This is a genomic window from Polynucleobacter sp. HIN7, from assembly GCF_030297595.1.
GTDB lineage: Bacteria > Pseudomonadota > Gammaproteobacteria > Burkholderiales > Burkholderiaceae > Polynucleobacter.
In genome coordinates, this window is the sequence record NZ_AP028138.1 from 1102027 (window position 1) to 1126548 (window position 24522).

A 24522-nucleotide genomic window follows, 5' to 3' on the forward strand; every position below is an offset into this window, starting at 1 on the left:
TTATAGATGGGAAGCTCTTTGGGCGCTAACGCTAGCGCCTCTCCTCAACGTTTGCTCAGCCCCCTTGGGGCTGTTGCCATTATTGTGGGCATCGTCATTGGTGCCGGCATCTTCAAAACCCCATCGATGGTTGCCGGTATCACTGGTGATGTTGGTTGGGCAATTACGATTTGGATCGCTGGCGCACTCATCTCATTGATGGGCGCCCTTTGCTACGCTGAGCTTGCTACCCTCTATCCTCATGCAGGCGGTGATTACCATTTCTTGACCCGTGCGTATGGCAAGAGCGTCTCGTTCTTGTATGGCTGGGCCAAAGCGATGGTTATTAATACTGGCTCGATTGCATTGCTAGCCTTCGTCTTTGGTGACTATATGACCAAAGTATTGCCTTTGGGAGCTCACTCCTCCCTCTATTGGGCATTCTTGATTGTGATTGCACTTACGCTCATTAATTTGATTGGTATTCATGCGTCGGCTAATGTGCAAACAGTACTGACTATTTTAGAGGTGACTGGTTTAGTCGCCATCATCATCGCTGGCTTTGGTTTATTCGGTAATACTCCACCCCCCGTTGATAACCCACCCTTATTTAGCAATACCCCGCAACTCGGCATGCTTGGCCTGGGGATGGTCTTTGTCTTACTCACCTTTGGCGGTTGGAACGAATCCGCCTACATTTCCGCTGAACTCAAGGGCACTAGCAAAACGATCGTGAGCGTGATTGTGATTAGCCTGGTGGTGATTACCATCATCTACTTACTGGTCAATATTGCTCTTATTAATGGACTAGGCCTGAAAGCGTTAGCCGGTAGTAAGGCGGCTCCTGCTGACTTATTAGGTTTGGTCTTTGGCCCCGTCGGTGAAAAATTACTCGGTTTGTTTGTGGCAGTTGCAGCGCTAACTAGTATTAATGCCACCATGATTGTGGGAGCCCGTACCAACTACGCAATGGGTGAAGACTGGGATGGCTTAAGCAAAATGGGCAAATGGGAATCCGCCCGTGGCACCCCCACATTTGCATATCTAGTTCAGGGTGTCATCAGCCTGGCTTTAGTTGGCTTTGGTGCTTTGCAAAGTGATGGCTTTGAAGCCATGGTGGAATTTACTGCCCCAGTGTTTTGGACCTTCTTGTTACTGGTTGGCCTTGGCTTATTTGTATTGCGGTTTAAAGACCGCTCTCCGCGCCCCTTTAGTGTACCTCTCTACCCCATCACACCACTGATCTTCTGTGCCTCATGTGCCTACTTAGCCTATTCGAGCATTATGTATGCCCACAGCAAAGGAGCAGTCGAGATCTCCTTCTATGTGATGCTGGCAGGCTTAGTTGCTCTTCTTATTCTGCGGTTACGGAAGATCTCTTAGGTCATTGAACTGACATCTTGCTCTGTAAACTAGAGCTTTTGTGGATGTGGTTCATGCGTTTGTCCTGGTTCATTCATTGCGCTTTGCTGATACTGGTCTTGGCTGGATTGCCAAGACTTGGTCATGCATTTGAGCCCTTGAACACCGATGATGCAGGCACGATTGGCAAGAGGGTCAATCAGATCGAGCAGTACTTTTATGTTCTGCACAACAACACGCCAGGTAATCCTGGTAGCGTCGCCACTCCTGGCGAGGAGTTCCGGGGGCTTGGTAATGCGAAGGCATTTCCATTTACCTATACGCACGGCATCTCCGATACGACCGAGATCGCATTTTCAACAACCTACTATGCAACCCCGCGCGGATCGTATTCACCATTCTCAAACAACATTGTTTCCTTGAAATGGCGCTTCTGGGGCGATGGTCAAACGGGTCTTGGAATGGCAATTAAGCCTGCGATTACTCTGCCAGCTAGTACTTCGCAACAAGTGCAAGGTTTGGGTCTGGCAAAAACCAACTATGAGATCAATTACATCATCTCCTACTATTGGGAACGCATTCAGGTACATACCAATATTAGTTATGCCCGCAATCCCTACAACACCAACTATCCCATAAGCGGCACATACAGTCCGTATCAAATCAATTTAGTATCGGGTTCTATTGCGCCTGTTTGGATTGTGAACTCATGGCTTAAGCTTGCTTTAGATATTGGTAGCTCGATTGATACGTCCCCAAATGCAGCCGCTGTCAATGACTACGGAATGGTGGCAGCAATATTCTCGATGAATAAGAATGTGGATATTGGCCTGTCTTATCTGCAGAGCAGCACCACACCCAACAATGCTTGGACTAGCAAGGGCATTACATCCGACCGGACCGAGGTTGGGGTAACGTGGCGTTTTTGAGGAGGTTACGAGCGTAACAAGAGAAAAGTGGTCGGAGTACAAGGATTCGAACCTTGGACCCCCTGCTCCCAAAGCAGGTGCGCTACCAGGCTGCGCTACACTCCGACAGACCTCTATTATAGCCTGACTGGGCTCTGAACACCTTCCTACATTAGGGGGGCTTGACAGCTCAGGTAGTATTGACGATATGCCTTCTTTATTGCACCATCGCCTCTTTGCCCAAGATACCCCGCCCATCAAGCGCTGGGGCATGCTTGGCTTGGTGCTGCTGAGTCTCTTAAGCACCCAATGGCTTGGGTTGGTTCACCAGATAGAACACCAAGAACTTAAACCCTCAGTAACTCTACAGACCCATGAGTCCCATGCCAGTTGCGAGAGCCATGATCACTCAATTTTTGCATTCCTGGGTCATGAAGAACATTCGGTCGAGTGCCAACTCTTTGATGCAATCACACTCGCAGGTCTTATTACTAGTAGTCCAACTCAGTTGGTTGTTCCAAATGGTTTTAGCCAATCTCTCTTTGGCTTTGTTAAACAAGTTAGTGCAACCCGCACTCACGAGCCCTATCAATCGCGGGCACCTCCACTCCTCATCCTCTAATCCCCCTTCGTAAATCGGTCTTCGCTTGAAGACTGATTTGGATGATTAAACGGTTTGACCTGGCGTGGCCGGGTCATCCCCCCATTTGGATGAATCAATCATGAACCTGACATATTCAGTGATCGCAACACGGCGATCAGCCCTTTGGCTTGTGGCAACAGCTGCATTTAGTAGTGCAGCCATCGCACAACAAAATCCCATGCAAATTGATGTCACGGGCTCCCGTGAGTCTGCAAGCAGTATTTTGACTCCCACCAAGATCTTGCAAGGTAATGAGCTGCAAGATAAATTAGGCACCACCTTAGGTGCCACCATTGGAAATGAACTTGGTGTATCGCAAACGGGTTACGGTCTTGGTGCCTCGCGTCCTGTGATGCGCGGTCTCGAAGGAGCACGCGTACAGATCTTACAAAACGGTCTATCGGTTGGCGATGTCTCAGCAATCTCTGCCGATCATGCGGTAGCCAGCCCAGTAGCGAACGCCAGACAGATTGAGATTTTGAGAGGGGCTGCCGCCCTGCTCTATGGCTCAGGATCGAGCGGTGGTTTGGTGAATATCGTCAATGATCGGATTCTGACAACGCTACCTGGTAAAGCTACGGGTGCTGTGAACACTAGCTATGACACGGTGAGCAATGGTCGTGCCGCATCGGGTGTCATTGAAGGCTCCGTAGGATCTGTGGCAGTTCATGTGGATACAGCAATCAATAACAACCAGAACTATCGGATTCCGGGGAATTCAACCTTAGCTCCAGGGGGATGGCCAATCGGCCCCTATGAGGGAGAGACCGCTCCCAACTACACCGGGAAGCTTCCCAACTCTTTTAACAACCAAAATAACTTGGGTGTAGGTGCGTCGTACATCGGTAAATCAGGGTACACAGGAATCTCAGTTGAGCGTTTGAACAATAACTACGGTATTCCAACGCCTGAGGGTGGATTTATTAATCAATCTCAAAATCGATACGACTTCCAGCACCAAACCCGTGAGCCATTTGCGGGGTTCTCTTCGATTAAGTTCAGCGCAGCGAATGGCAACTACAACCATACTGAATTTAAAACTTCTGGCGAAGCAGCTGCGGTTTGGAAAAACATAGCTAATGAATTTCGTTTAGAGCTTGCGCATAAACAGTTCATGGGCTGGAAAGGAACGTTTGGCGCACAAGTAACTAACAGTTCGATGGAGGCCACAGAGGTTGAAAGCGGAAGTTATGCCATCTTGCCATCCACCAAAACAAACTCGAATGCGCTCTTCTGGATTGAGGAAGGAAGATGGGGGGCATTGCAAGGAAATCTAGGCTTGCGTTACGACAACGTTGGGCAAAAACCGAATCTTGCAACAGAGTTTGAGGCTCCTTATTATGCAGGTCCAGGTGCCGCCCCTCTAGCGCCAGGCTTACAAAACCGAAATTTCAATCTTCTATCGTATTCAGCAGGAGGTCTCTGGAACTTTGCAAACGGTTATGGAACTGGGTTGTCTTACACCGTTTCACAAAGAGCTCCTTCGGCTCCTGAACTTTACTCCTATGGGGTTCATGAAGCTACAGCGACTTTTGTTGTTGGAAACTCAAACCTCAATAAAGAAACCTCTCATAACCTCGAGTTGAATATCCAAAAAACATTAGGCAAAGTCAAAGGTAAGGTGAATGTATATCTCAACAAATTTAATAACTACATTTATGGTTACTACCTTCCGAATGAGTATGCTGGGGCAGAAGATGATGAGCTATTCAACGTAGTCCAATATCAACAAGCCGCTGCCACCATTAAGGGGGCTGAGGGTGAGCTGACCTACAACTGGGGTAATGTCGGCAGTGGTGCACGCTTGTTTGCCGATGCGTCTCAAGGCACCTTTGATGCGGGTGGTAACCTGCCCTTGCAGCCTGCTCCTCGCGTTGGTGTGCAGGTGGCGCATCAGAAGAATGGTTGGTTGGCGAACGCCAGTTATACCTATAGCTTTCAGCAAAATCGTCTTGCTGACTGGGAGGTTGGCCCAACTCCAAGCTATAACCTCTTAAATGCCGGTTTGTCCTATACCGAAAAGATCAATAAGGTGAGTTGGACGGGCTATATGATGCTCAGAAATATTCTGAACGATGATATTCGCTATGCCACCACACCGATGGCAGTTCGTTTGTATGCACCCCAACCGGGTCGCAGTTTGATGGTGGGTGTTCGAGCTAACTTCTAGAAGTCTCAATCATGGATCGCACCTGGTTCTCGCAATACAGCGCGAGATCCTTGCGATCCAGTTCGACTGCAGGGCTTGGTGCAAAGATCAGCTCGACGGTAATAGCTTTGGCTCTCAGCATCTTGGCAATGGAATCAATCAAGGTCATGTCGCCAATGAAGGCGGTGGCATCGCTATATTCCTGATGCGCATTGCGATACCGAATGGCCATTGGGAAGGTTTGAACCTGGGTTTGGGCGGCTGACTCAAAGAGATTCGTCTTGAAGGGTAAAACCCGATCTCCTGCCGTCGAGGTGCCCTCTGGGAAGATGCATATTGGCTCTTTAGGCAGAAGGTCTTCTAATTGTTTAGCAATCTCTTTGCCGTGTCGTTTGTTATCTCGACGAATAAAGAGCGTACCGGTTTGCCTTGCCATCCAGCCAAAGATGGGCCAGCTTGCTACCTCGGATTTGGCGACAAAGCGGCAAGGCAAGAAGGAATGAATACTGGCAATATCAATCCAAGAAATATGGTTAGCCGAAATCAGATAGCCCCCGCTCTTGGGTAAATACTCGGCATTGATGACCTTGAGTTTGAGCTTAAAGATCTTAAGAAGTTGTCTTGACCAAGTCTGAATATGATGTTTTTTGGTCGATTCCTGCGCAAAGGGGAAAATCACAATCAGAATCAATGCGCCTTTGATCACATGGAAAATGATTTGCAAGGCGGGCCAGAATAAGAGTCGGGATGAATCTGCCATAGTTGAGATAATAAAGGGGGTTGCCCCGGAGCTTGTCATCAAACTGACACCAAAGTGTCATGATGATTTCATGATGCGGTGGCATTGTAGAGGTCCATGGAGCACTATCGAGCCATTTGGATCTCAGACGTGCATCTCGGGACACCTGGATGCCAGGCAAAGTTCCTCCTCGATTTCTTAAAGCATAACGAATCCGATACTCTTTATTTGGTTGGCGACATCATTGATGGCTGGCGCTTAAAGAAGAGTATTTACTGGCCTCAGTCGCATAACGATGTCGTGCAAAAGATCTTACGCAAGGCTCGCAAAGGTACTGAGGTCGTCTATGTGCCCGGTAATCATGATGAGTCTGTGCGTCAGTTCTTGGGCCTCTCCTTTGGTGAAATCAAAGTCGTTCCGGAGGCTATTCATACGACGGCCGATGGTCGCAAGCTCTGGATTACCCATGGTGATTTATTTGATGGCGTGATGCAATACGCCAAGTGGCTTGCCTATGTGGGCGACAATCTCTACTCCCTCATTTTGTACTTCAATCGCTATCTCAATCTACTGCGTATTCGGATGGGCATGCAGTATTGGTCGCTCTCACAATACTTAAAGCACCAGGTCAAGAATGCGGTGAGCTACATTGCCGACTTTGAAATGATCATGGCCCGCGAGGCCCGTTTACGGGGCTGCCAAGGCGTGGTCTGTGGGCATATTCATAAAGCCGAGATCCGTATGATCGATAACCTCCTCTATTGCAATGATGGCGATTGGGTCGAGAGTTTGACCGCCTTAGTTGAGACCCATGAGGGTGAGCTCAAGATTGTGCATTGGCCACGCATCTTAGATGACAAACCGGTTATCGAAGAGGTGATGGTTGAGCAAATGAGTCTATCGATTTCTTTTCCGAGCCGAGCCGCATCGCCTGCGTTGATGGCGCAATCCACTACCACTCATTCAATGGAGACTATTTCATGAGAATCATGATCGTAACTGACGCTTGGGAACCCCAAGTCAATGGGGTTGTCAGAACCCTCAAGCAAACCACCTATGAGCTCCAAAAGATGGGGCATCAGGTCGAGATGATTACGCCCACAGAATTTAAGACCATTCCCTGCCCCACCTATCCAGACATTTCTTTATCGATCTTGCCTGGCAAAGGTGTCACTAAACGCATGAAGGCCTTCTCGCCCGATGCAATTCATATTGCGACCGAGGGTCCACTGGGCCTGGCCGCACGCTCCTACGCACTGCGCCACAACTTACCATTCTCCACCGCTTATCACACCCGTTTTCCGGAATACGTCTACGCACGCACCCGCATTCCACTGGCGTGGACTTATCGGTTTCTGAAGTGGTTTCATGGTCCCTCGATGGCAGTGATGGCGCCCACTCAAGTGGTGAAAGACGATCTCGAGAAATACGGTTTTGACAATGTCGTGATCTGGTCGCGCGGCGTTGATCTAGAGATATTTAAAGTCCAACCCTCCAAAGTATTAAATTCAGCTCATCCTATCTTTTTATATGTGGGTCGGGTTGCGGTTGAGAAAAACATCAATGCGTTTTTGGAAATTGATCTCCCGGGATCAAAGTGGGTAGTCGGAGATGGTCCGGCCTTAAAGGAAATTAAAGAGAAATACCCACTCGTCAACTATCTTGGTGTCTTAAATCAATATCAATTGGCTGAGGTCTATGCAGCCGCTGATGTCTTTGTGTTCCCGAGCAAGACTGACACCTTTGGTCTCGTTTTACTTGAAGCCATGGCTTGCGGTTTGCCTGTAGCAGCCTATCCTGTCACTGGTCCAATTGATGTACTGGGTGATTCCAAAGCTGGAGTCATGCATGCGGATTTAAAGACCGCGTGTATGGAAGCCCTAAGGATTCCGCGTGAGGTGGCCCGCGCCCATGCCGAGAAGTTCTCATGGAAAGCGGCGAGTGAGCAGTTTGCCAATCATCTAAAGCCAGTGCGTGTGCATGTGAGCACGCAAACGGTTCCCGCTTGATGAGCCAACCATACGACATTAAACAAAATCCCCATAAGGGGAATCGCGGTCTGACCCGAGCGATTCATGCGGCCAAGAACTCCTGGCATGGTTTGGTCTTTGCATTTAAAGAGGAAAGTGCTTTCCGGCAGGAACTGGTCTTATTAGTAGTCTTAAGTCCCGTTGCTGCTCTCTTGCCGATCGGCCTTCTTGCGAAGGCTCTCATGATCTGCTCCTTAATCATGGTGCTGGTGATTGAACTGCTGAACTCGAGCGTAGAAGCCGCTATCGACCGAATCTCCTTTGAGCACCATGACCTCTCCAAGCGGGCCAAGGATTTTGGCTCTGCCGCTGTGATGCTAGCCCTACTCATTGCCTTTGTGATCTGGGCTACCGTCCTCTATCAAGAATTTATTCAATAAAAACAATTACTTATGATTTTGTCACCCCTGCCTTATTCCTGTAATATATGCCCTATAGGATCAGGCTATCAACTAAGGAATCACAATGCCTGATATCCCAAATCCTTTTTCGCCTTTAGACAACCTATTTATTACAACGAAACGTCATGCGAACGCATCAATTTCCACTAAACCCTGGGCGGATAAATTGAATCCTCTCAAAAAGCTCTTTGGCAAAAAGCCAGAGACTCCTGAGGGCGATATCAAGTCCGACACGCCCACGTCTAAGACTGGATTAGAAAACGTTCCTCAGCTCTTAGGTAAAGCCAAGCGTGCTCCCTTTAAGATCTCGTGGGCCATCAATGCCGAGGAGATTAAAGAGGCGCAGCGCCTGCGTTACAAGGTATTTGCCGAAGAGATGGGTGCGCATCTGCCAGTCAATGAAGAGGGTCTTGATATCGATGAGTTTGATGCCTATTGCGATCATTTATTGATTCGTGACCCAGAGACCTTACGCGTCATTGGTACTTACCGGGTCCTGCCACCTCATAAAGCCAGTCAACTTGGCCGCCTTTACTCAGATTCGGAGTTTGATCTCTCCCGCATTAATCACTTGCGACCCAAAATGGTTGAGGTGGGTCGCTCGTGTGTGCATGAAGACTATCGCTCGGGTGCAGTGATCATGGCGCTATGGAGTGGTCTTGGCCAGTATATGAAGCAGCACCAATACGAGATCATGCTTGGTTGCGCCAGCATCCCAATGGCCGATGGCGGTCACTATGCAGCCAGCCTCTACAACTCGCTCGGACCAGAGCAAATGGCACCCGTTGAGAACCATGCGTTTCCGAAGCTACCTCTCCCCTTAGATCGCTTAAATGGCGGTCTGCATGTGGAAGCACCACCGCTCATTAAGGGCTACCTGAAACTCGGGGCTAAGATTTGCAGTGCTCCTGCTTGGGATCCCGACTTCAACACCGCCGACCTACTCACGATGCTGCGCCTCTCAGAAATGAATCCGCGCTACGCGAAGCATTTTCTGGAAAAGGCGGACTAATCCGTTAGCTTTAGGGTGTAGCGGTACCCGATTCGTTCCCACTCCGCCGCTTCTTTACGTAGACTGAACTCGGTTAAGGGGTGGGCATTGGCCCACTGCCGATCAATCGCAACCTCAAAGGTCTCGCTATTAGGATTCTTTATCTTCACCTTTGGTAGGTGCTCATCCATGCGTGAGCGGCACAAGACATGCGCTAGACGAATGCAGAATAACATACGCCAGTCGGTGAAGTTGGCATTGTTTGAGAGCTTGCCCAGTTTGCCTGTATGTCCTAATAAGAGCGCTGCCAGTCGGGCTTGATCATTCTTGGAGAACCCTGGCATATCCGCATTTGCGGCGATATAGGCTGAATGTTTGTGATAGCCGTTATGCGAGATTGATAATCCGACTTCATGTAGGTTTGCTGACCAACCAAGTAAGGCAAGGTTATCGGTACGGCTCTCGTGATTAGGCTTTGGTAATTGGGCTAAGAACTCCGCTGCCAAAGTGCCTAAACGATGCGCCTGCTCACGATCAACTGCATAACGTTGCATAAACTGCTCAACGGTCACAAAGCGCATGTCGTCGTGCTGCGTCCGTCCTAATAAATCGTAGAGCACGCCAACTCGGAGGGCTGCATCACTAACTTCCATACGCTCAATACCTAACTCATCAAAGATGGCGAGCATGATGGATAGTCCACCCGGCAAGACGGGGCGACGATCATCCTTGAGGTTGATGAGATTGACTCGATCGATGTGATCAAAATCTAGAAGGCGTTTCTTCAGGCCCTTGAGACCCTGCAAGGTAATTACTCCGGCACCACTATTGTCTAGCGGGTCCAGGGTTGACTTCTCCCCTGAACCATTCAATTTGTTATCCGCTATCAAGTCAGCCAAAGCGCGTGCCGTTCCCGATGAGCCAATCACTTGATTCCAGCCCGATTTACTAAATCGGCCCTTAATTACCTGCACCTCACGACGCGCAGCCAGCTCAGCCTCTTTGAATGCGTGGGGATCAATCACTCCATTGGGGAAAAAACGAATACTATGCGATACACAACCAATATAAAGGCTCTCCAGGAGCTTCGGCTCGTAACCCTTACCGATGATGAACTCACTCGAGCCACCACCCACATCGATTACCAAGCGATTGCCTGAAACAGCTGGAGCCTCATGCGAGGTACCGATATAAATGAGACGGGCTTCTTCCACTCCAGCGATTACCTCAATCGGAAATCCCAAAGCAACCTGAGCCTCTTGCACAAACTTTTGCGCATTGCGCGCTACCCGTAAGGTGTTGGTGGCAACGGCTCTCACCTGTTCAGGTCGAAAGCCCCGCAAGCGCTCGCCAAAGCGTCGAATCGCCCCTAAACCCCGCTCCATCGCCTCGTCATCCAAGACCTTGCCAGGGGTTAGGCCGGCTGCCAAACGAACTGGCTCGCGCAAGGTGTCGATGGTACGTAACTGCATCCCGGAGGGAGTAATGTAGGCCTGGCAGATGAGCAATCGAAAGCTATTGGAGCCAAGGTCTACAGCGGCCACTAGGTCTAGTCCGGGCTTATTAGGGGTGCTGGTCTTAGACACGGTATTTAGGATTTATTAAAGTCAAAGACTATTATCGTATGAAATAAAAGTGACACATTTGTGAAATATAAAGAGATATGTCACTTCTATTACTCAACCGTGAAATCGGTATCCTCGAGTTTAATTCACGGGTTCTGGCGCAAGCGGAGGATCCGAAGATCCCCCTACTGGAGCGCATTCGCTTTCTGAGCATTGTCTCGAGTAATCTCGATGAGTTTTTTGAGATTCGGATGTCAGGTATCAAGGAACAGCTCATCGATAACCCCTTAAAGGTAGGCTCTGATGGGCGGACCATTGCAGAGAGTTATGAACTGGTCTCTCAACATGCCCACACCTTGGTTGAGCGCCAGTATCATCTTTATCAACAGGTGCTGATCCCGCAGTTACGCAAAGCGGGTATTGAATTTTTACTACCCGATTACTGGAATGATGAACAGCGAGTTTGGGCTGAAGACTTCTTTAAAGAAGAACTCTTTCCCTTACTCACACCCATCGCCCTCGATCCGGTTCACCCTTTCCCACGCGTCATCAATAAAAGCCTGAACTTTATCGTTCAACTTGATGGGAAGGATGCTTTTGGACGCAAGGCTAATCTTGCTGTGGTGCAAGCACCGCGCGCACTGCCTCGTTTGGTCAAAATGCCTCACCGCTTATCAGGCAATACGAACACCTTTGTATTTTTATCCTCCTTTATTCAAGCGTATGTGGGTCAGCTATTTCCGGGGATGAAAGTGCTTGGTTGCTATCCATTTCGGGTGACGCGTAATTCTGATCTGTTCGTTTCCGATGATGAGATCACCGATCTTCGTCAAGCCTTGCAAGGCGAGCTACCTACCCGTCACTTGGGTGATGCAGTGCGCCTAGAGGCGAATATCAATATTCCAGATGCTCTCTTACAGCGCTTATGCAAGGAAAATAATCTTGATATGCGCGATTGTTACCGTGTCAATGGCCCGGTCAATTTGGTCCGCCTTGCTCAACTCCCAGACTTGGTTGATGAGCCTAAGCTGGTCTTTAAACCATACACTCCTGCCATACCATTTAAGCACGGCTCAGGTAATGGAGCTGTCTCATTCTTTGAGCGCATTAAGCAGGCCGATATTCTTTTGCATCATCCCTATGAGAGCTTTGAGCCCGTCTTAGATCTATTGCGCGAAGCAAGTCGCGATCCTCACGTATTGGCAATTAAGCAAACGGTGTATCGGACTGGTGATAAATCGCCAGTCATGGAGGCTTTAATTGAGGCTGCCCAAAATGGCAAAGAGGTTACGGTGGTCCTTGAGCTCCTTGCCCGTTTTGATGAGCAAACCAATATCAACTGGGCAGCTCGCTTAGAGGAAGTGGGTGCACATGTGGTCTATGGAGTGGTCGGACATAAATGCCATGCCAAACTATTGCTGATCGTTCGTAAAGAGAAAATCCATAAGTCCGGAAAATCCTCATTGGTGCGCTATGCCCACCTTGGAACCGGCAACTATCACCCCCGTACCGCTAAGCTCTACACCGACTTTGGTTTGATGACCTGCGATCCACTCATCACCAAGGATGTGCATCAAGTTTTTCAGCAACTCACTGGCACTGGGATGCAGCTCGAGACCCGCGAACTGTGGGAAGCGCCCTTCACTATGCTCGAGCAACTCGTACATCACATCCGCGCCGAGACCAAGGCCGCAAAACAAGGTAAGAAAGCGCGCATTATCGGCAAGATGAATGCTCTTTTAGAAAAGACCATTATCGAAGAGCTCTATAAAGCCTCGCAGGCCGGAGTGAAGATCGATCTGATTGTGCGCGGGGTCTGCGCTCTGCGCCCTGGGGTGAAAGGTCTGTCCGAGAACATCAAGGTACGCTCGATTGTGGGTCGCTTTTTAGAGCATCACCGGATTTATTACTTCTATCATGGCGGCTCTGAACAGGTCTATCTGTCGAGCGCAGATTGGATGGAGCGTAATCTCCTGCGCCGCGTGGAGGTTGCCTTCCCGGTAAAGGATCCCAAACTCAAGCAACGGGTGATTAACGAGGGCTTAATGATTTTTCTCAAAGACAATGCCTCAGCATGGCTAATGAAGCCCGATGGTGGTTACGTGAAGAGTAAGCCACGCAGCAACCAAACCCCGATCGTGGGTCAGCTCGAACTGCTTAAGAAATTCGCTCGGGGGGAAAGCGCAGGGTAAAGGTACTACCCTTGCCAAGCGTACTCTCAACCACTAACTGGGCTTGATGACGGCTCGCCACATGCTTCACAATCGCTAGCCCAAGACCGGTACCACCGGTCTCGCGCGAGCGACTCCGATCCACTCGATAGAAGCGCTCCGTTAAGCGTGGAATGTGTTCCGCTGAAATCCCAGGTCCCGTATCGGTTACCGAGAACTCGCCCTCACCCGCAGGATTGATACCCCACGAGACCGTAACTGATCCCACTTCAGGTGTGTACCGTATGGCATTTGATACTAAATTACTAAAAGCCGATAACACCTCGCGCTCTTCACCCAATAAATTACAGGTTGTATTGAGATTAAAGTTCAGAGCATGTTTACCCTGCGATAAGGCGTAGGCATCATTCTTAATGAGCGACATCAGATAGCTCATGGAAACGCTGTTCAGAGGTGCTGGCTGCGTATTGGCCTCAAGGTTTGCCAGAGTTAAGAGGTCCTCAACTAAATTCTTCATGCGCTTACCTTGATCCATCATCATCTCGAGGTATTGGGCCTTTTGCTCGGGTGGTAGATCCAAGGTTTGCATGGTCTCCAAAAAGCCCATCATGACGGTGAGCGGTGTGCGCATCTCATGCGAAACATTGGCCACGAAATCACGCCGCATGGCCTCAGCCTTACTCAAATCCGTGATGTCCTGAATCAAGACTAAGCGGCGGTTCTCAGAGAACGGAAATGCTTGCAGACGAAGTATCAGGCTTGAACCACTCATCTTCTCCAACACAATCGGCTCTTCATAATTGCGCTCAGTGATGTATTGCACAAACTCTGGTTTGCGGACGATGTAATGAATCCGTTGTAACACATCACGTTTGAGCTCAATCCCCAAAAAGCGTTCCGCAATCGCATTGCACCACTCGATTTGATCTTGATCATCAAGCATCACAATACCATTCGGGGATGCCTGAAACGCCTCAATAAAGCGTTTATGCTGGCGCTCTGCCTGCTCAATGTCTTTACGCAAGCCAGTAATAATGCGTTGGAGCTTGAAGAAGATTTCTGCCCAAGCGCCGCCAAATCCCGATAAATGAGAGATTCCTGCTCCCTTTACAAAGGCGTCTAGGCGGGATTGATTGACATAGGCAATGAATAGGCTAAACACAATGATGAATACCGCAAGAAGCCAACCAAGCTCATCCCGTAGAAACCACTCACCAATCAAGCCAGCAACGCCGGCAAGCAGAAGGATTGGGATAAGGCGGAGAAATCCAGAAAGCATGGCGACATCTTAGAGCATCTTCCGGAGATGCTCAAAAATTAAGCATAACGCCTAAGCTGGGGTTTTAGTGATCCGGTAGCCGCTACCGCGCACGGTCTCGATATATTGATCACAATTGGCTTCCGATAGGGCCGCGCGTAAGCGCTTAATATGGACATCAACGGTCCGCTCCTCGATGTAGACCTGATCGCCCCAAACCCGATCCAGAAGATGCGAGCGGCTATGAACCCGCTCAGGATTGCCCATGAAGAACTGCAGAAGGCGGAATTCGGTTGGGCCCAAGTTGAGCGATTGCTCTTTTTCTCCAAGATGGGTTACTGTGATGCGATGAGTAACTGGGTCTAATAGAATGGGTCCGAGTTTTAATACATCGTCACTCATCCCTAAGACCGTATTACGTCGTAATAGTGCCCTCACCCGAGCAATGAGTTCATTTGGCGAAAATGGCTTGGTCACATAATCGTCTGCCCCAGAGTCTAGCCCCTGGATCTTATCGGCTTCTGCGCCTTTGGCGGTCAGCATCAGAATGGGTATATTTTGTAACTCAGGACTAGCGCGAAGTTCTTTGGTGAATTGCACCCCCGATTTACCGGGCATCATCCAATCCAAGATCAATAAATCGGGTTTTTGAGATTTAATCTTTTGCAGCCCCTCCTCCGATTGCAGGGCACGCTCCACAGTAAAACCTGAATGAGTTAGATTAATCGCAATCAGTTCTGCAATCGAAGGTTCATCTTCAATAATCAGAATGCGGTGTGACATGGGCTACTTAGTCGCCTCGCGAACTAGGTCATCATGTGGCACATGACGAACGTCGGCGCCTTTCACAATATAGATCACAAACTCTGCAATATTTTTTGAGTGATCTCCAATCCGCTCGATTGCTTTTGCAATCGATAAAAGATCCAGTCCGGTTGAGATCATCTTGGGATCTTCTGCCATGTAAGTAATGAGTTTACGCACAAAACCCCTAAACTCTTCATCGATTTGTTTATCATCCTCAACCACTTTGGCAGCCGAGGCGGCATCAAGACGTGCAAAACAGTCAAGGGAACGGCGCAATAGCTCAATGGCCATTTGCCCGGAGAGCTTAATCTCCGCAGCATTAATTTTATAGTTCGGCGCCTGCTCAATCACGCGCTTGGCACGCTTCGCAACAATTTCTGCTTCATCGCCGGCTCGTTCAAGATTGGTAATCGCCTTAGAAATCGCCATGACCAATCGCAAGTCACGGGCTGTTGGTTGACGACGCGCAATTAACTCAGTGCATGCAGAATCAATTTCAACCTCTAAGGTATTAATTGATTTTTCTCGTTCAATGACTTGATTGCATAAATCAATATTAGTTTCTGAGAATCCACGCATGGCAACCTCGACCTGGGACTCTACTAGGCCACCCATTTTAAGCAGCTTGCTACATAAAGAATTTAAGTCCTCGTCAAATTGAGATGATAGATGGCGATCGTTCATTGCTTCTCCTCACTAACCAAAGCGACCAGTGATGTAATCCTCGGTTTCTTTACGCTTTGGCTTAATAAAAATTTCATCGGTTTTGCCGTATTCAATCAGTTCACCCAAATACATATAGGCGGTGAAATCAGAAACACGCGCAGCTTGTTGCATATTATGAGTCACAATCGCAATCGTGTAATCCTTTTTGAGCTCATTGATTAGCTCTTCGACCTTAGCCGTTGAAATGGGGTCTAGAGCTGAGGTTGGCTCATCCAATAACAGAACCGATGGCTTCACTGCGACACCACGAGCAATACAAAGACGTTGTTGCTGACCGCCCGAAAGAGATAGACCACTTTGATTGAGCTTATCTTTCACCTCATTCCACAAGGCGGCTTTATTGAGCGCCCACTCAACCCGCTCATCCATCTCTGCTTTCGATAAGCGCTCATAAAGACGAACTCCAAAGGCAATGTTCTCATAGATCGACATCGGAAATGGTGTCGGTTTTTGAAAGACCATCCCAATTCGGGAGCGGAGTAAATTAACATCCTTACCCTTTTCCAAAATATTCTCGCCATAGAAGGTAATTTCACCCTCAGCACGCTGACCTGGGTAAAGGTCATACATGCGGTTTAAGGTTCGTAATAAGGTCGATTTGCCACAACCTGATGGGCCAATAAACGCAGTAACCTTACGCTCCAAGATATCGAGGTTGATATTCTTGAGACCCTGAAAACTGCCATAGAAAAAGTTTAGGTTCTTAATCTTGAGAGCAACGGCCACTTGCTCAGCGGACTGCTGTTCAACAGTCTGATTAATATCCGCATGAAACATCGTTTTCATCATTGTCATACTTTTACCTTTTCACGCAATACTACGCGAGCCAAAATATTTAAACCGAGAACCGCAAACGTAATTAGGAGCGCCCCACCCCAAGCCAAATTGACCCAATTGTCATATGGGCTCATAGCAAACTGGAAGATCACCACGGGTAAATTAGCCATCGGGGCATTCATATTGGTTGAGAAGAACTGATTATTTAAAGCAGTAAATAGCAAAGGCGCGGTTTCTCCACTTACCCGTGCAATCGCCAACAATACACCCGTAATCACACCACTCTTAGCGGCCCGCAAAACCACGCTCAGCGATACCTTCCACTTTGGGGCGCCAAGCGCAAAAGCCGCTTCACGAAGTGTGGTGGGTACCAACTTCAGCATGTTTTCAGTGGTACGTACGACGACTGGGATTGCGATTAAGGAGAGTGCAACCGTTCCAGCCCATCCTGAAAAGTGCTTTACTTGATAGACGATGATGGCATAGACAAAGAGACCAATCACAATAGATGGAGCCGACAACATAATATCGGTGACAAAACGCGTCACTTCTGAAAATTTATTATTTTGGCCATACTCGGACAAATAGATTCCTGCCAAGATTCCGATGGGTGTGCTGATAAAGGCACAGAAAGCCACCATCATCAAACTACCGACGATGGGATTGGCTAGACCGCCCCCCTCTGATCCGGGTGCTGGAGTGCTGGCAAGGAATAAAGATGGGCTAATTGCGGCAAAACCCTTCCACAGAAGAATGGCCAAGATCCAGAAAAGGAATAGCATGCCGATCGACATGGCAATCATGGAGAAAGTCAGGCCCAGGGCATTAGCCCGCTTTCTTTTAGCAAATAAGGATGGATCGCGCGTGCTCATTAGGTTTTGACTCCTTGATTAGCTTCCATGCGCATCAACATGATCTTTGCGAGCGATAAAACGATGAAAGTGATCACAAACAATGCCAAGCCTAAGGCAAATAATGAGGAATAATGCAGGCCCACTTCTGCTTCACCGAACTCATTTGCCAAAGTCGATGCAATCGAATTTCCTGGAGCAAAGAGCGACGCTGAAATCTTGTGCGCATTGCCAATCACAAAGGTGACGGCCATGGTCTCCCCAAGAGCGCGCCCTAGACCTAACATAATGCCCCCAATGACACCGGTCTTGGTGTAGGGTAAAACAACGTTCTTGACCACTTCCCAGGTGGTGCAACCAATACCGTAGGCAGACTCTTTTAATACCGGGGGAACAATTTCAAATACATCACGCATCACCGAAGCAATAAATGGCAGAACCATCATTGCCAAAATTAAACCGGCACACAAAATACCAATTCCATTAAAGGCGCCTGAGAACAGAATACCCAGCCCAGGAATTTGCCCCAATGTTGCAGCAAGAGCTGGTTGAACATAGTCGGCAAATAAAGGTGCAAAAATGAATAATCCAAACATACCGTAAATAATGGACGGCACTGCAGCCAAGATCTCAATTGCGGTTCCAAGCGGGCGTCTTAAAATAGTAGGACAGATCTCAGTTAAAAATACTGCGATACCAAAACTCAATGGAACTGCGATCACCAGAGCAATCAGCGAGGTCATGATGGTTCCGTAGATGGCAATCAGGCCACCAAACTCGCCATTAATAATGTCCCACTCTACTGTGGTGAAGAACCCGAAACCAAATTTACTAAGCGCTGGAGCAGCATTAAAAATTAAGGAAGCAATAATGCCGAGTAATGCAAGCAATACAGTCAATGCAAAAAATTGCGTGGAATATTTAAAGACGCGATCGAGAGCACGCTGTCGTTTAGCAATACTTAGGACTTCGTGATTGACTACGTGATTGCTTAACGCGGCTTCCATAAATAGACCTTTTTAGACAAAATCAGCCCCAGTGATACTAGGGCTGATTTTAGAACAGTCGGTAAAGAGATTACTTTGTATTAATTTGATTCCAAACACTCTTGCGAATGAAGTCAGTCGTGGCATCAGGCATTGGCACATAGTCCAACTCAGCTGCCATCTTTTTACCCTCTTTGAAAGCAAAGTCAAAGAACTTTAATACTTCGGCTGAACGTGCTTTGTTTGCAGGCTCTTTGTACATCAAGATAAAGGATGCACCAGTAATGGGCCAGGATTTGGCACCGCCAGCATTGGTGATAAAGGTTCCCATTCCAGGAATCTTTGCCCAATCGGTACCGGCAGCGGCAGCCGCAAATGTATCGTCATCGGGCTGCACAAACTGTCCAGCAGCATTACGAAGTTGTACGTGGGTCATGTTGTTCTTCTTAGCATAGGCATACTCCACATAACCAATGGAGTTCTTAACACGTGAAACGTTTGCAGCCACGCCTTCATTGCCTTTACCACCAACCGATGAAGCGGCAGGCCACTTCACAGCAGCACCAGCGCCAACAGCGGATTTCCAATCGGCACTTACTTTGGCCAAGTAGTCAGTGAAAATTGCAGTAGTACCAGAACCGTCGGCACGATGCACCACGGTGATCTCTCCCGCAGGAATCTTCACGCCAGGGTTCAAGTCAGCAATGCGCTTGTCGTTGAAGTTCGTGATCTTGCCTTGGAAAATATCAGCCAAGGTTTGGCCGTCCAAACGAATTTGACCGGGCTTGATGCCATCTAAATTAATGATTGGCACAACACCACCAATAATTGCAGGGAACTGAACCAATCCATCGGCCTGTAGATCTTCAAACTTCACTGGGTTGTCGGTTGCACCAAAGTCTACAGTCTTGGCTTTAATTTGTTTGACACCGCCTGAAGAGCCGATTGATTGATAGTTCAAACCATTGCCAGTGCGAGCTTTATAAGCTTCGGCCCACTTGGCATAAATGGGGTATGGAAATGTTGCACCAGCACCAGTAATGTCTGCAGCAAAGGCTGCTGGAGCAAAACTGGCAGTGGATAGAGAAAGAGCCGCTACTACTAGGGCTTTTTTCAAGGTAATCGTCATTTATCTTCCTTTAAATGGTTCTCGCACAACGCGATACTTGAACAATAAACAGGAAATATGACGCTTTCATGACAAGAAACTAAATGAAGTTTCTTAAAAAAATCAAATGAATCAATGGGCTAGCAGCATATGCCACCCCACTGTCTCTTCAATAAATAAAAGAGATCACTGATCGGAAGTTTTTCCAGGAGTGCTTGATTCGGCCTTTTTGACGGCTCGGGATGTTTTTCTGGGGACTAATTTTTTAACCGCAGTCTTTCGTTTGGTTGGTGCTTTGGGTGCAATGGCTTTACTGGCCTTTTTGGCAACTGTATGCAAATTCTTTTCAGCAGAATTAATTGCGCCCTCTACTGCCTTACGGCCCTCTTTAAATACTTTGGCGCCCGCATCGGATACCTCACGCACAACCTTCGCAAGTTTTTCTCCGCCCATTGGTATTTTTTTGTCAGCCTCTTTGATCCAGTCACTGATGGCATCACGAGCACGATCAAAATGCTTTTCAGCGCCATCGGCTGCTTCGTTACCGATATCTTTCAGGATTGCCTTAACCTTCTTTTGGTAGACGCTCATACGCTTAGTCGCATCTTCTGCTGCCTTTTTCTGTAGGGCTTGCAACTTGGTGACGTCCTTTTGTGCAGCAGTCTTAGCGGCCTCCATCGCTTGCTGCATGTTGTAGCGCAACTCTGCTGCATGATGCTCACTTAGCTGTTTGGCAGCATCTAATAATTTGTGGGACAAGGTAAATAACTCTTGTGCTTTGGCTTTCTTAGCAGCTGCTGACGGCTTTTTCATGGAACACCTCTCGTTAAATGAAGATTATTCAGTCTAACAAACGAATATGACAATCGCTTGATGCGCCGCACAAGTTACAAGTCGCTTAATTTAACCTCAAGAAACGCTGACTTCCTTTGCGATTGCCTCGGCACTTGCCTGTGCCAGACTTTGCTCATTGGCTTCAACCATGACGCGCAGGACCGGTTCAGTTCCTGATGGCCGGATTAAGACCCTGCCCTTACCAATTAGGCTTTGCTCCACCTTACTGACCATGGCATTAAGCTTTTGATCGGCCTGCCACTGATAGCTTGGAGTAGTCTTTACATTGATGAGCACTTGCGGATAGATGGTGATGCCATCTAACAGTTCGTTGAGAGATTGTTGCTTTTGTTGCATCGCTGCAAGTACTTGTAAGGCTGCAATCGTGCCATCGCCGGTACTGTGTTGATCCAAACATAAAAGATGCCCTGAACCTTCACCGCCAATCACCCACTGCTTGGCTTGTAAGAGCTCCAATACGTAGCGATCTCCGACCTTGGCTCTCTCAAATCCAAGGCCTAGGTTCTTGATAGCGACTTCAATCGCCAAGTTCGTCATCAAGGTACCCACTACTCCGCCAATTGCCTTGCCTTGCTCTAAACGATCTTTAGCCAAGATATAGAGGAGCTTATCGCCATTAAAGAGGCGCCCACTTTGATCCACCATTTGCAGACGATCGGCATCGCCATCAAGTGCAATCCCAATATCAGCATTCACTTCCTTAACTTTAGCAATGAGCGCAGCTGGTGCGGTGGCACCACAATGATCGTTGATGTTCTTGCCATTAGGCTCTACTCCAATCGCAATCACCTCGGCACCCAGCTCATGAAACACTGGCGGTGCAGTGTGATAGGCAGCACCATTGGCACAATCCACCACAATCTTTAATCCTTTGAGGTTAAGGTCTTGTGGAAAAGTAGATTTGCAAAACTCAATATAGCGCCCTGCTGCATCATCCAAACGAAAGGCCTTGCCAATCTTGTCAGAGCTGACACAACCCATTGGCTTCTCGAGCTCTGCTTCAATCTCAAGCTCGATCGCATCAGAGAACTTATCACCCTTGCCATTAAAAAACTTGATGCCGTTATCTTGATACAGATTATGCGACGCAGAGATCACTACACCGGCAGATAAGCGCAGTGCTTTGGTGAGATAAGCGACCCCAGGAGTTGGCATTGGACCGCACAAGGTGACATCGACCCCGGCAGCCGAGAACCCAGACTCCAAGGCAGCTTCGAGCAAATAACCTGAGACCCGCGTGTCTTTACCAATTAGGATGCGTTGACGCTCATTGGGTTTGCCATGGCGCTTAAGCACCATGCCAGTAGCGTAACCGAGGCGCAACATAAACTCCGGAACGATGGGTGGAATACCAACTTCACCCCGAATGCCATCGGTCCCAAAATATTTTTTAGTCATGATTCATTATAAAACTGAGGTACTTTGCTCTCGCATAGCCTGCCAGACCTGCAGTGCATTCACGGTCTCAGGTACATCGTGCGTACGCACAATCATCGCGCCGCGCTCCACTGCCAAGATGGCTGCCGCAATACTCGGGATCAAACGCTCGCCCACCTCAAGATTGGTGACCTTGCCAAGCATGGACTTACGCGATAGGCCCGCTAAGACCGGGTAACCATGTTCAGTAAATACGTTCATTTGTGCCAATAATTGATAGTTATGCTCCAAGCTCTTACCAAAGCCAAATCCAGGATCAATGGCAATCCGTTGCGAGTCAACTCCTGCTTCTTCGATCACTGCCGCACGTTCTAATAGGAATGCTTGTACCTCTTGAACCACATGTTCGTAATTGGGATCAAATTGCATAGTTTGAGGATCACGCTGCATGTGCATCAACACAATGCCACATTGGCTTGACTTGATGGCATCGACTGCTCCCGCTTGTCGCAAGGCCCAAATATCATTGACGCAATCAACACCCATGGCGAGTGCTGCTTGCATGGTTTGGGGCTTGTAAGTATCAATCGAGAGAGCAACACCACACTCTTTGAGTGATTCGATGACTGGCAAAACGCGATCGAGCTCCTCTTGCAAACCAACGGGCTCGGCCCCAGGTCGGGTTGACTCTCCGCCAATATCAATGATGTCAACGCCCGCAGCAAGCATTTTTTCTGCTTGAGCAAGGCCTGCGTCGCGCTGATAAAACCGCCCGCCATCTGAGAAGGAATCCGGCGTGGCATTGAGGATGCCCATTACCAATGGGCGTCGATGCTGATTGGCGGAGAGCTCAAAAAGAAAACGCCCGCAGCGCCATGCCACGGGCGGTGATGAATACGACATGCTTACGCGGTTGCGGGTGCGCTACCTGCTGCAGGACCCTGAGTACCACCGCCACCCGCAGAGTTACCAAACGCAGTCGCGGTGACTGGCTTAGGTGGCTTCGGTGTGCGACCCGCCATAATGTCATTGATCTGCTCCGAGTCAATCGTCTCCCACTCTAAGAGGGCAGTAACCATGGCTTCCACCTTGTCACGGTTCTCTTCCAAAATCTTTTTGGCGAGTGCGTATTGACTATCAATCAAGGTGCGGATCTCCGCATCAACCTTTTGTTGGGTAAGCTCCGATACAGTCTTGCTGTTCATGCGACCGAACATGCTGTCTTGCTCGGTATCCACGTAGACCATGGTACCCAAGCTATCGCTCATGCCGTAACGGGTAACCATATCACGAGCCATTTTGGTGGCGCGCTCAAAGTCGTTCGATGCACCCGTGCTCATGGAGCCCAAGAATACTTCTTCGGCAGCACGACCGCCAAACAAGATGGCTAACTCTTCGAGCATGCGATCTTTGTATAAGTTCACACGATCGAACTCTGGCAGCTGCCAAGTGACGCCAAGCGCCATACCGCGAGGCATGATGGTGACCTTGTGAACGGGATCGGCCTTTGGCAGCATCTTTGCCACCACCGCATGACCCGACTCGTGATAAGCCGTATTGCGACGCTCTTCCTCGCGCATCACAGCGGACTTACGCTCAGGACCCATATAGATCTTGTCTTTGGCATCCTCGAAGTCTTGCATATCCACTGCGCGCTTACTACGACGAGCTGCAAACAAAGCCGCTTCATTGACTAAGTTAGCAAGATCCGCACCCGAGAACCCTGGAGTACCACGAGCCAAGACCGCAGGATCAACGTCAGCATTAATCGGCACTTTGCGCATGTGCACGCGCAGAATTTGCTCACGACCCCGAATATCAGGTAAGCCAACATGCACTTGGCGGTCAAAACGGCCAGGGCGTAGTAAGGCGCGATCCAAAACATCCGAACGGTTGGTCGCAGCAATCACGATTACACCGCTATTGGTCTCAAAGCCGTCCATCTCAACGAGCATTTGGTTTAAGGTTTGCTCGCGCTCATCATTACCGCCGCCCATGCCGGCACCACGATGACGGCCTACTGCGTCAATCTCATCGATAAAGATGATGCAAGGTGCATGCTTTTTAGCGTTCTCAAACATGTCGCGTACACGCGCAGCGCCCACGCCCACAAACATCTCAACGAAGTCGGAGCCCGAGATTGAGAAAAATGGTACTTTGGCCTCGCCAGCGATGGCACGGGCCAATAAGGTCTTACCGGTTCCAGGAGGACCAACTAAGAGCACGCCGTGTGGAATACGACCACCCAGCTTTTGGAACTTTTGGGGATCTTTGAGGAAGTCAACAATCTCAAATACTTCTTCTTTAGCTTCATCGCATCCTGCGACATCGGCAAAGGTCACCGAGTTACTGTTCTCATCAATCAGACGTGCTTTGGATTTACCAAAGGAGAATGCGCCACCCTTACCGCCACCTTGCATCTGACGCATCATGAAGAACCAAAAGCCGATGATTAATAAAGTAGGTCCTAGGTAATAGAGCGCAGAGACCAATAGATTGGGTTCGTCTTCGGTCTTGCCGGTAACCTGAACACCGTATTTCATGAGATCACCCACCATCCAGATATCGCCTGGGGAGATGATCGAGTATTTATTGCCATCAACTGGGGTGATTTGCAAGGTACGGCCTTGCACATCCACGCGCTTGATCTTGCCAGCTTTGGCATCATCCATAAATTGGGAATACGTGACCTGATCTTGAGTCCGTGGTTTATCAAACTGTTTAAACACAGTGAACAAAACCAAGCCCACGATGAGCCATACACCCACTTTTTGGAACATATTGTTATTCAAAATACACCTTTGCCGGATCAATCCGGGAGTTATCGGGGTTGAGAACC

Annotated in this window: 22 protein-coding genes and 1 tRNA gene; 9 read left to right on the plus strand and 14 right to left on the minus strand. The window is 48.7% G+C overall.

Annotated features, from left to right (window positions below; genetic code table 11):
- The first annotated feature begins 18 nt into the window (after positions 1-18).
- On the plus strand, positions 19-1362 hold the full coding sequence (locus tag QUE64_RS05825) for an APC family permease (protein ID WP_286224944.1): 1344 nt from the start codon (positions 19-21) through the stop codon (positions 1360-1362).
- A 53-nt stretch (positions 1363-1415) separates the two neighbouring features.
- A complete protein-coding gene (locus QUE64_RS05830; RefSeq protein ID WP_286224945.1) occupies positions 1416-2270 on the plus strand; it encodes a hypothetical protein in 855 nt (284 codons plus the stop codon).
- A gap of 28 nt (positions 2271-2298) precedes the next feature.
- Here QUE64_RS05830 and QUE64_RS05835 read toward each other — a convergent pair.
- Positions 2299-2375: transfer RNA gene (locus QUE64_RS05835), tRNA-Pro, on the minus strand.
- An 82-nt stretch (positions 2376-2457) separates the two neighbouring features.
- Between QUE64_RS05835 and QUE64_RS05840 the strand changes: the two genes are divergently transcribed.
- Together QUE64_RS05840 and QUE64_RS05845 are read left to right on the plus strand one after the other, a co-directional pair.
- The gene (locus QUE64_RS05840) at positions 2458-2871 is read left to right on the plus strand and encodes a hypothetical protein (protein WP_286224946.1); all 414 of its coding nucleotides are present in this window, start codon (positions 2458-2460) and stop codon (positions 2869-2871) included.
- Positions 2872-2971: 100 nt separating this feature from the next.
- On the plus strand, positions 2972-5062 hold the full coding sequence (locus QUE64_RS05845; RefSeq protein ID WP_286224947.1) for a TonB-dependent receptor: 2091 nt from the start codon (positions 2972-2974) through the stop codon (positions 5060-5062).
- On the opposite strand, the gene QUE64_RS05850 is transcribed toward QUE64_RS05845, so the two are convergent.
- Positions 5052-5801 carry a lysophospholipid acyltransferase family protein gene (locus tag QUE64_RS05850; RefSeq protein WP_286224948.1) on the minus strand — a complete coding sequence of 250 codons (750 nt, stop codon included), beginning with the start codon at positions 5799-5801 and terminating at the stop codon, positions 5052-5054. The genes QUE64_RS05845 and QUE64_RS05850 overlap by 11 nt on opposite strands.
- Positions 5802-5897: 96 nt before the next feature.
- On the opposite strand from QUE64_RS05850, the gene QUE64_RS05855 reads away from it, so the two are divergent.
- The 4 genes from QUE64_RS05855 to QUE64_RS05870 all read left to right on the plus strand — a co-directional run bounded on the left by QUE64_RS05855 (position 5898) and on the right by QUE64_RS05870 (position 9223).
- Complete coding sequence (locus tag QUE64_RS05855) at positions 5898-6764, plus strand: UDP-2,3-diacylglucosamine diphosphatase (RefSeq protein WP_286224949.1); 867 nt, start codon at positions 5898-5900, stop codon at positions 6762-6764.
- A complete protein-coding gene (locus QUE64_RS05860) occupies positions 6761-7789 on the plus strand; it encodes a glycosyltransferase family 4 protein (protein ID WP_286224950.1) in 1029 nt (342 codons plus the stop codon). Before QUE64_RS05855 ends, QUE64_RS05860 begins: the two co-directional genes overlap by 4 nt.
- Positions 7789-8190, plus strand: a complete 402-nt coding sequence (locus QUE64_RS05865; RefSeq protein ID WP_286224951.1) for a diacylglycerol kinase — start codon at positions 7789-7791, stop codon at positions 8188-8190. Before QUE64_RS05860 ends, QUE64_RS05865 begins: the two co-directional genes overlap by 1 nt.
- An 85-nt stretch (positions 8191-8275) precedes the next feature.
- Positions 8276-9223, plus strand: coding sequence for a GNAT family N-acetyltransferase (locus tag QUE64_RS05870; protein WP_286224952.1), 948 nt, complete (start codon positions 8276-8278; stop codon positions 9221-9223).
- Here the strand turns inward: QUE64_RS05870 and QUE64_RS05875 are convergent.
- Entirely contained in the window at positions 9220-10788 is a 1569-nt protein-coding gene (locus QUE64_RS05875) for a Ppx/GppA phosphatase family protein (RefSeq protein ID WP_286224953.1), read from the minus strand. The genes QUE64_RS05870 and QUE64_RS05875 overlap by 4 nt on opposite strands.
- A gap of 77 nt (positions 10789-10865) precedes the next feature.
- Between QUE64_RS05875 and ppk1 the strand changes: the two genes are divergently transcribed.
- Positions 10866-12959 (plus strand): polyphosphate kinase 1, encoded by a 2094-nt coding sequence (ppk1, locus tag QUE64_RS05880; protein ID WP_286224954.1) that lies wholly within the window; start codon positions 10866-10868, stop codon positions 12957-12959.
- On the opposite strand, the gene phoR is transcribed toward ppk1, so the two are convergent.
- The 11 genes from phoR to ftsH form a co-directional block, all read right to left on the minus strand.
- Positions 12925-14217 (minus strand): phosphate regulon sensor histidine kinase PhoR, encoded by a 1293-nt coding sequence (gene phoR / locus QUE64_RS05885; protein ID WP_286224955.1) that lies wholly within the window; start codon positions 14215-14217, stop codon positions 12925-12927. The genes ppk1 and phoR overlap by 35 nt on opposite strands.
- A gap of 51 nt (positions 14218-14268) precedes the next feature.
- Positions 14269-14979: a phosphate regulon transcriptional regulator PhoB gene (gene phoB / locus QUE64_RS05890; protein WP_286224956.1), complete on the minus strand. Its 711-nt coding sequence runs from the start codon at positions 14977-14979 to the stop codon at positions 14269-14271.
- 3 nt (positions 14980-14982) lie between these two features.
- The gene (gene phoU, locus QUE64_RS05895) at positions 14983-15687 is read right to left on the minus strand and encodes a phosphate signaling complex protein PhoU (RefSeq protein WP_286223165.1); all 705 of its coding nucleotides are present in this window, start codon (positions 15685-15687) and stop codon (positions 14983-14985) included.
- A gap of 12 nt (positions 15688-15699) precedes the next feature.
- On the minus strand, positions 15700-16506 hold the full coding sequence (pstB, locus tag QUE64_RS05900; RefSeq protein ID WP_286224744.1) for a phosphate ABC transporter ATP-binding protein PstB: 807 nt from the start codon (positions 16504-16506) through the stop codon (positions 15700-15702).
- A 14-nt stretch (positions 16507-16520) separates the two neighbouring features.
- Positions 16521-17378, minus strand: coding sequence for a phosphate ABC transporter permease PstA (pstA, locus tag QUE64_RS05905; protein ID WP_286223166.1), 858 nt, complete (start codon positions 17376-17378; stop codon positions 16521-16523).
- The gene (pstC, locus tag QUE64_RS05910; RefSeq protein WP_286224957.1) at positions 17378-18364 is read right to left on the minus strand and encodes a phosphate ABC transporter permease subunit PstC; all 987 of its coding nucleotides are present in this window, start codon (positions 18362-18364) and stop codon (positions 17378-17380) included. The genes pstA and pstC overlap by 1 nt, the downstream gene beginning before the upstream one ends.
- 70 nt (positions 18365-18434) lie before the next feature.
- Entirely contained in the window at positions 18435-19472 is a 1038-nt protein-coding gene (gene pstS, locus QUE64_RS05915) for a phosphate ABC transporter substrate-binding protein PstS (protein ID WP_286224958.1), read from the minus strand.
- A 165-nt stretch (positions 19473-19637) separates the two neighbouring features.
- Positions 19638-20264 carry a phasin family protein gene (locus QUE64_RS05920; protein ID WP_286224959.1) on the minus strand — a complete coding sequence of 209 codons (627 nt, stop codon included), beginning with the start codon at positions 20262-20264 and terminating at the stop codon, positions 19638-19640.
- 96 nt (positions 20265-20360) lie between these two features.
- The gene (gene glmM / locus QUE64_RS05925; RefSeq protein WP_286224960.1) at positions 20361-21704 is read right to left on the minus strand and encodes a phosphoglucosamine mutase; all 1344 of its coding nucleotides are present in this window, start codon (positions 21702-21704) and stop codon (positions 20361-20363) included.
- A 6-nt stretch (positions 21705-21710) separates the two neighbouring features.
- On the minus strand, positions 21711-22586 hold the full coding sequence (gene folP, locus QUE64_RS05930; RefSeq protein ID WP_286224961.1) for a dihydropteroate synthase: 876 nt from the start codon (positions 22584-22586) through the stop codon (positions 21711-21713).
- Between the two features lie 2 nt (positions 22587-22588).
- Positions 22589-24475 carry an ATP-dependent zinc metalloprotease FtsH gene (ftsH, locus tag QUE64_RS05935; RefSeq protein ID WP_108508702.1) on the minus strand — a complete coding sequence of 629 codons (1887 nt, stop codon included), beginning with the start codon at positions 24473-24475 and terminating at the stop codon, positions 22589-22591.
- Positions 24476-24522: the final 47 nt, after the last annotated feature.

Bases quoted from the DNA above. Each gene is read 5' to 3' on its own strand.
- QUE64_RS05830 (WP_286224945.1), top strand. From the start codon at position 1,416: ATGCGTTTGTCCTGGTTCATTCATTGCGCTTTGCTGATACTGGTCTTG.
- QUE64_RS05840 (WP_286224946.1), top strand. From the start codon at position 2,458: ATGCCTTCTTTATTGCACCATCGCCTCTTTGCCCAAGATACCCCGCCC.
- QUE64_RS05845 (WP_286224947.1), top strand. From the start codon at position 2,972: ATGAACCTGACATATTCAGTGATCGCAACACGGCGATCAGCCCTTTGG.
- QUE64_RS05850 (WP_286224948.1), bottom strand. From the start codon at position 5,801: ATGGCAGATTCATCCCGACTCTTATTCTGGCCCGCCTTGCAAATCATT.
- QUE64_RS05855 (WP_286224949.1), top strand. From the start codon at position 5,898: ATGGAGCACTATCGAGCCATTTGGATCTCAGACGTGCATCTCGGGACA.
- QUE64_RS05860 (WP_286224950.1), top strand. From the start codon at position 6,761: ATGAGAATCATGATCGTAACTGACGCTTGGGAACCCCAAGTCAATGGG.
- QUE64_RS05865 (WP_286224951.1), top strand. From the start codon at position 7,789: ATGAGCCAACCATACGACATTAAACAAAATCCCCATAAGGGGAATCGC.
- QUE64_RS05870 (WP_286224952.1), top strand. From the start codon at position 8,276: ATGCCTGATATCCCAAATCCTTTTTCGCCTTTAGACAACCTATTTATT.
- ppk1 (WP_286224954.1), top strand. From the start codon at position 10,866: ATGTCACTTCTATTACTCAACCGTGAAATCGGTATCCTCGAGTTTAAT.
- phoR (WP_286224955.1), bottom strand. From the start codon at position 14,217: ATGCTTTCTGGATTTCTCCGCCTTATCCCAATCCTTCTGCTTGCCGGC.
- phoB (WP_286224956.1), bottom strand. From the start codon at position 14,979: ATGTCACACCGCATTCTGATTATTGAAGATGAACCTTCGATTGCAGAA.
- phoU (WP_286223165.1), bottom strand. From the start codon at position 15,687: ATGAACGATCGCCATCTATCATCTCAATTTGACGAGGACTTAAATTCT.
- pstB (WP_286224744.1), bottom strand. From the start codon at position 16,506: ATGTTTCATGCGGATATTAATCAGACTGTTGAACAGCAGTCCGCTGAG.
- pstA (WP_286223166.1), bottom strand. From the start codon at position 17,378: ATGAGCACGCGCGATCCATCCTTATTTGCTAAAAGAAAGCGGGCTAAT.
- pstC (WP_286224957.1), bottom strand. From the start codon at position 18,364: ATGGAAGCCGCGTTAAGCAATCACGTAGTCAATCACGAAGTCCTAAGT.
- pstS (WP_286224958.1), bottom strand. From the start codon at position 19,472: ATGACGATTACCTTGAAAAAAGCCCTAGTAGTAGCGGCTCTTTCTCTA.
- QUE64_RS05920 (WP_286224959.1), bottom strand. From the start codon at position 20,264: ATGAAAAAGCCGTCAGCAGCTGCTAAGAAAGCCAAAGCACAAGAGTTA.
- glmM (WP_286224960.1), bottom strand. From the start codon at position 21,704: ATGACTAAAAAATATTTTGGGACCGATGGCATTCGGGGTGAAGTTGGT.
- folP (WP_286224961.1), bottom strand. From the start codon at position 22,586: ATGTCGTATTCATCACCGCCCGTGGCATGGCGCTGCGGGCGTTTTCTT.